The 5,844-nt window shown below is 38.8% G+C and carries 8 protein-coding genes; 1 reads left to right on the forward strand and 7 read right to left on the reverse strand.

What is annotated here, in order from left to right:
- Positions 1-316 precede the first annotated feature (316 nt).
- Positions 317-505 (reverse strand): hypothetical protein, encoded by a 189-nt coding sequence (locus AC1DVJ_RS29585; RefSeq protein ID WP_477596254.1) that lies wholly within the window; start codon positions 503-505, stop codon positions 317-319.
- 163 nt (positions 506-668) lie between these two features.
- A complete protein-coding gene (locus AC1DVJ_RS29590; RefSeq protein ID WP_477596256.1) occupies positions 669-1,646 on the reverse strand; it encodes a hypothetical protein in 978 nt (325 codons plus the stop codon).
- Between the two features lie 216 nt (positions 1,647-1,862).
- Here AC1DVJ_RS29590 and AC1DVJ_RS29595 point away from each other — a divergent pair, with 216 nt between their 5' ends.
- On the forward strand, positions 1,863-2,489 hold the full coding sequence (locus tag AC1DVJ_RS29595; RefSeq protein WP_477596258.1) for a hypothetical protein: 627 nt from the start codon (positions 1,863-1,865) through the stop codon (positions 2,487-2,489).
- Between the two features lie 193 nt (positions 2,490-2,682).
- Here AC1DVJ_RS29595 and AC1DVJ_RS29600 read toward each other — a convergent pair whose 3' ends face one another.
- From AC1DVJ_RS29600 to AC1DVJ_RS29620, 5 genes are all read right to left on the reverse strand, one after another.
- A complete protein-coding gene (locus tag AC1DVJ_RS29600) occupies positions 2,683-3,564 on the reverse strand; it encodes a phosphotransferase family protein (RefSeq protein ID WP_477596260.1) in 882 nt (293 codons plus the stop codon).
- 196 nt (positions 3,565-3,760) lie between these two features.
- On the reverse strand, positions 3,761-4,174 hold the full coding sequence (locus tag AC1DVJ_RS29605) for a GNAT family N-acetyltransferase (protein WP_477596262.1): 414 nt from the start codon (positions 4,172-4,174) through the stop codon (positions 3,761-3,763).
- Between the two features lie 191 nt (positions 4,175-4,365).
- Positions 4,366-4,959 (reverse strand): phosphotransferase family protein, encoded by a 594-nt coding sequence (locus AC1DVJ_RS29610; RefSeq protein ID WP_477596268.1) that lies wholly within the window; start codon positions 4,957-4,959, stop codon positions 4,366-4,368.
- Complete coding sequence (locus AC1DVJ_RS29615) at positions 4,925-5,158, reverse strand: hypothetical protein (RefSeq protein ID WP_477596264.1); 234 nt, start codon at positions 5,156-5,158, stop codon at positions 4,925-4,927. The genes AC1DVJ_RS29610 and AC1DVJ_RS29615 overlap by 35 nt, the downstream gene beginning before the upstream one ends.
- Before the next feature lie 165 nt (positions 5,159-5,323).
- A complete protein-coding gene (locus AC1DVJ_RS29620) occupies positions 5,324-5,605 on the reverse strand; it encodes a hypothetical protein (RefSeq protein WP_477596266.1) in 282 nt (93 codons plus the stop codon).
- Between the last annotated feature and the right edge of the window lie 239 nt (positions 5,606-5,844).

Here is a 5,844-nt window from a genome sequence, read left to right on the forward strand (position 1 = left end):
CGTCCTAACATGATTCTTTTTATAATCGGGATACTTATTTTTGTAGTAATGACAATAAGAATTGTGGGACTATTATTGGGTTATCATTTACTTGAATAGCGGTTGTACAAATAAATAGACATTCCACCACGCTCTACTGCCCTTTAGTTTAATTGCTTGCTCCCAGACGAAGCTCCTGTCCATGATTCGCTATATCCAGGGTAGTAATAACAAAAGACCCAAACTCCCCATTTTACCTAGTGATCGAATTCATTCTTCGATCAAGGTAAGTAATGGCTTGCAGGGCCTTAATATCCTCAATTTCATCTCATATTCGTTATGGATTTCGAAGAAAACGGGTTTTATTTTTGTATTCTTCACCTCGTTTAAGGATAGAAGAAGGATGTGATTTCCGATCACCAGCCACCATATTCAGCATATCATAGCTTTTCGCTGAGAAAACATCCCAAACCCTTGAAATATACATATCCAAAGCTATAAATGCACCGAAAATAGATACAATCATTATGCAAAAGATCACCATAGAAAAGCATCCTCCCTTTGTGAAATGCCAGATCTGTTTCAGTTATCCATATAAACAGAATAGCACAAGCAAGGAAATAAAAGTAAAATTTTGTTATTAAACTAATTTAACGTTCTCCGTTAGCTTAGTTCTATTCCAAAATTCACTACCTAATGCTCTCTTCCTTGGACCAGACTAATTGGCCGTCCCCTCGGAACTCATAAGACTTGTATCGTACCGCTTGGGACTTAGGCGATAGCTCTCCCTCTGCATTGTAGTAGTAAGTCACTAGCCTTCCCTCACCATGTGTACACGCTGCCTCAGTTTCAATACTGATCGAAGGATCAGGATTTTCATCCTTCGGAGTTTTCATTAATGCGTGAGCAACTTCATCAATGCCAGTATGCTTGCGGAATGCCAACTGTCTGGCGCGGTTTTCAGGCAAATCATAGTCCCATACGTTTTCGTATAGGGTGATTTGCACAGTGCCATTGTCCAATGCCCTATTCTCATAACATTCCTGGAAGGATAGCAGGATATCATTTGCAAAGTGTGAGTAGTTTGCACCAAACCACATCTTCCAGCAGCACCCGTACCATAAATTTCCAACTAGATGAAAATGCCCAGGTTGTTGCTCAATATCGATAATCATTTCATCTTTCATGATTGGGGACGGTATAATCTTAATATCTTCTAACGACTTATTAGCCCTTGTATAAGTATCAAGGTTCGTAGAATTTTGAAGAAGATTATCCATCATTGAAACTGCATTTCCAACAATTCCATCGACGTCTACAAAGTATTTAGTCAAGATAGAAAGTATTTCTTCTCTGAAATTGTTAAATAGTTCGCTGTCTAACCTGATAGCCAAATGGGTTACTTGATCACTCCTCTTACTAATGGTAATTGAATTGCCCAATTCATCTAACACAGAAATTGTAAACCTTGATTCTCTTGCATTTATTTTTTGTAACCCTTCAAAAAAGGAAACATTATTAAACTTAACTTCCTTTGTTCGGTTTACACCAATTCCCTTCATATGAGTGATTTTGAAATGTAAGTCTAAATTGAGAAAATCGATAATTTTGGATGTTAGAATTATATCGCTTGAGACGTAAAAATTAACTAATAAACGATCCTTCATATTTTGTACTCCCTTTATTATTTTTAGGGTTATCTATGTTCTTATAATTCTTCTTATCCCTAAAAATTCCCTTTAATTGTAACTCTACTGCCCGTTAGCTTAACGCCCCTCGCCAGTCTTCTGCAGCTTTTTTTGACATGCAGGTGGAATAACCTGATTCATTATGATGTGATATATTTGTACTAGTACAGATTATTGCGAAGGGGATTCCAGAGCATGTTTGGTCTATTTAAGCGCAAAAACAGATTAACAGTCGAAAAGCCTCCGCAAGTCCGCATTTCGATCGAAGAGCAACTTATAAATTTGAGAGAAATAGGCATTACGCTTAAACCGAATGTGGAAATCAGAGACGTTTTAGACTTTGAGATCAGAGACTATGAGGAACGCCCGTATATTCACCTTCTAATGAGTATGGGACGTGAACGAGACGGCTTGGAGTCTTACAGCGATCTATACCCGACTAACGACGTCTGGTGCTTCGACCGCGAATGTATCGAAGATCACGGAGATTATGTTCAGAAGTTGGATCGGATTGCAGTTATGGTTGCACCAACAATAAGCGTCACCGATATTCAAGATTACGTGGATATCGAAGCGAATGAGTCCTGGATCGCCTTTAACGCTAACGGTACGTTTTATCGTCATTTGCTTTCCGTGCAAGATGATTGGCTGAGCCTCGAAATCTTCAGGGTCTTTTCTGAATTACTCGCTGTGTACGGCAGTCGTAAAAGGTTCTTCTTCGCGGATACCGGCAATGAACTATTAGTTGTTTTTATTGAACGGGACCGTTTCCATCAGTTGAACAAGCTAATAAATGTCTTCATCCCTTCCAGCCAAGTATAAATGTTCATTGAAACTGCTCGTTACTTCAACAGGCTGCCGTTCTTTGGCATCCTGTTGTCGTTGTGCTATCGTTYTCCGTTAGTTCAATGACCTGACTTCTATTATCTTACGGCTCTCCGCGCTGTCTGTAACGGCAAGTTTAAAGGCCATCCTTTGTGGGATGGCCTGCCCTATCAAATCTAAACAACTATACTCAATAACCCACCGAATTCCTTAAAGTAAGAATATTTTCCTGAAGGAACGTTTGATTTTTTTCAATTCCTCTGTTTTTACACCAAACAACTGCGCAGAAAGCATCGTAAAAATCATAAAATGGCAGCACTCTTTCCAGAGCCAACATAGGTCGAATCGATTGATAACCTTCAATGAACGGTATCTTTGTTCTTGGATTGACTTCCCAAATATATCGATTGACTTTTGTAAAATCTATTTCCGACGATCCACCACGGGCACTCTCGAAATCAATAATGCCAGCAACCTCGTTACCATTCACCAATATATTACCTGGTCTAAAATCCATGTGAACAATGCATGGTCCGTCAGGATCCGGTAAAGCAGAGAAAACTCCATCAAAGTGAAGAATACATCTCTCATATAATTCTGAGTCGAGAATCTCTTTGCATGGCTCTTTCCACTTTTCAAAATTACTTTTGATATGTAATCTCCAATTATTTTGGTCAAGTAACTTAAAACCATCGGTTACATGGTAACCATACCCAGGAGTTTTAACCTCATGGAGCATAGCATGATACACGCCAATTTGAAAAGAGAGTTTCTCATCAATGTCTCCTGTACAATGCATACCTTGAATTGCTGAAAGAAGCAATGCTCCAGTAGTACTTTCATCCCCGTACCAAATGTCCAATACCTTAGGAACAGGTATTACCCCCTTTAATGTTTCAAGCATCTGAAATTCACGGAATAGTTTATCCTTGTTAAATGGAATTTTTACAAACACGCTTTCTCCACTGGCAAGAGTAAGTTTGTATACATCAGAACTAAATGACTCTGGAACATCTTCAACATTCAAGACGTTCAACTTTAGCTTTTCTATAACTTTTAGAATGGAACTCATATGTTACCTCCTATTTTGGAGCGATTCTTCCGATTTGTTTCTCTGGAAAACCGAATCGAATCCAATATCTTACATATATCATATTCTAAAAATTTTTCAATTTTGCTATCAGCTCATTATCTTCCACTATTGTCACTTCCTCAACCTCAACAAATTTCTCATTCGTTACTTTCTGCTTAATAAATGAAATTCAATATTAAAAAGTTAATCCCTTCCTACCATTATCTGTCCAATAATCAAGTTCTATCTTCTCAATTCCTTCTTCTTTTGCAATTTCATAAATTCTGTTCATTAGCGCTCTTCCAAATCCTTTTTTTTGAGCCTCTTTATTAATTGAAATGTGATGTACAAATATTGATCTATATTGCTTGATAAACGGATTATTTCCGTTCTGTCTAATCTCAATCCATGAGTAACCTAAATATTTTTCTTCATCTATCAATAAGAGAAAAGTATGTCCTGGCTTATTAATAACTTGTTTGAAAAAGTCATTTATTAATTCATAGTCATACTCTTTAAAATGCTCAGGATAAAGAGCAACATGAAGTTCATGTATTTCTTTACTTAAGAGACTAAGGATTTCATGGTTTGTTGTCTGTATGATTTCCATTTCTTAATCCTCCCAGCATAGCGAATATTTCACCTAATGTCATTATAAAGAACTTCGTAAATATCCATATTTCTTGAAATATTCGCGAAGTGATTACAGTATCCTGCCCTTTAGTTCAACAGGCTGCCAATCATGCTGGCAGCCTGTTGTTATGCTCTCGTTCTGCGTAGTGTAACTTGTTTAATCATTTTTCAGGCAAGGCATAGCTTATGCCGAATCATAGCAGCAAGCTTGGCAATTTGTTCGTCCGGTATAGCGCCAGATGCTATCGAACGAGCGGCAGCCGGAACGTACCATGACCGTATTTCTTCCTCCGTAACTCCAGACAGCTTACAGTACTCGTCAATGAAAATGTGGTATGCCACTTGTCTCGAAGCTTGAAAGAATTCATCGACAGTAGCCGGGGTTTCCGGTGGCAAGACGGCATATTCGATCATCACACAAACTTCCGCCACATCTGCTGCCGGGTTGCCAAGCGAGGCATGCATCCAGTCGATCATGACCGGTATGCCGTTCCTCAGTATCAGATTACTCCCATTCGTATCTCCGTGACAAAGCTGTCGTTTAACGGGCAAACGGTCAATGTAGGCATGGATGGCCAATATTTCGTCATGGGTAAACAATGCAGGCTTGCCAATAATCGCTTTTAAATTCTCCTTTTGGTCGGTAACGATGTCGAAGATGGTTGCCTTATGAATGTCATTCAGCGCTCTCGCGTATATTCGTAGTTCGCTGTCTGTTTCGTTAAAATCAATCTTTCGTATACAACTGTTCGAATAATCGATTCACGATCGTAACCCCGAGTATCTTTTCGAAAATAATTCCAGGACGACCGTCCCATATGACTTGTTCGAACGGGAGAGCGATCGGTAATCCGCTCTTCCAAGCCGCAAAGCTGTTCCGATATTCGAGCTGAACGGCTTCAGACGGCGTGTTCGTATGAAACAGTTTTACAACTTTGTCGTCGTCACCCCATTCATACACTTCGCAACTCGAGCCCGTCCCTACACATTTTCCAAGCATAGTTTCCTGTTTGCCCCMCTCGTAATCATTACAGTCACATTACTCTTATAAGGAGTTCCCAATTKTTCAGCAAGTTCTAATCAAAAAATGACATGATCACATAGAACCAAAAGAACTTAAAGGTTTTTATAAACGTACCATACTGCTTTCACCTGAAAATAGCTCTAATTCTTTTGTAATTGTTTCTTTCATCTTAGTCCCACAGTTCTCACTACAAAGCGCAAAGATCCCATCCTGTCCATTTCTTTTTGCTTCTGAATCATCGGCCACAATTATTAAAGGAACACTTGTATTTCTAGTTTTTAAATGTAATGAAATTATCTTTCCATCTTTCTCGTCAAAAGCAACCCCCGAAGCAAACTTGACATTTAGACCGTAGCAGGGTTTATCTTCTTTGATTTTCTTCATACACCATGAGCATCTTAGCATTACTAATGCCTCCTAATTCTTTAAATACATTCATTCTTTTATTACTATAGTTTACCGTTAGTTCAATCATGCTGCCAATTTCTCGTAGCAACCAACCCACTTGGTGTTGGCTATTCGGTTGTTGTATTCGTAAGAGTCTTTTTTACAATGCCGTATGCGACCAAATCATGATATTGCTCCCACTTGCGAATATGTTGAACAAGAGTCCCTTCGTAAGC

Source organism: Paenibacillus sp. P4_A9 (assembly GCF_056402415.1).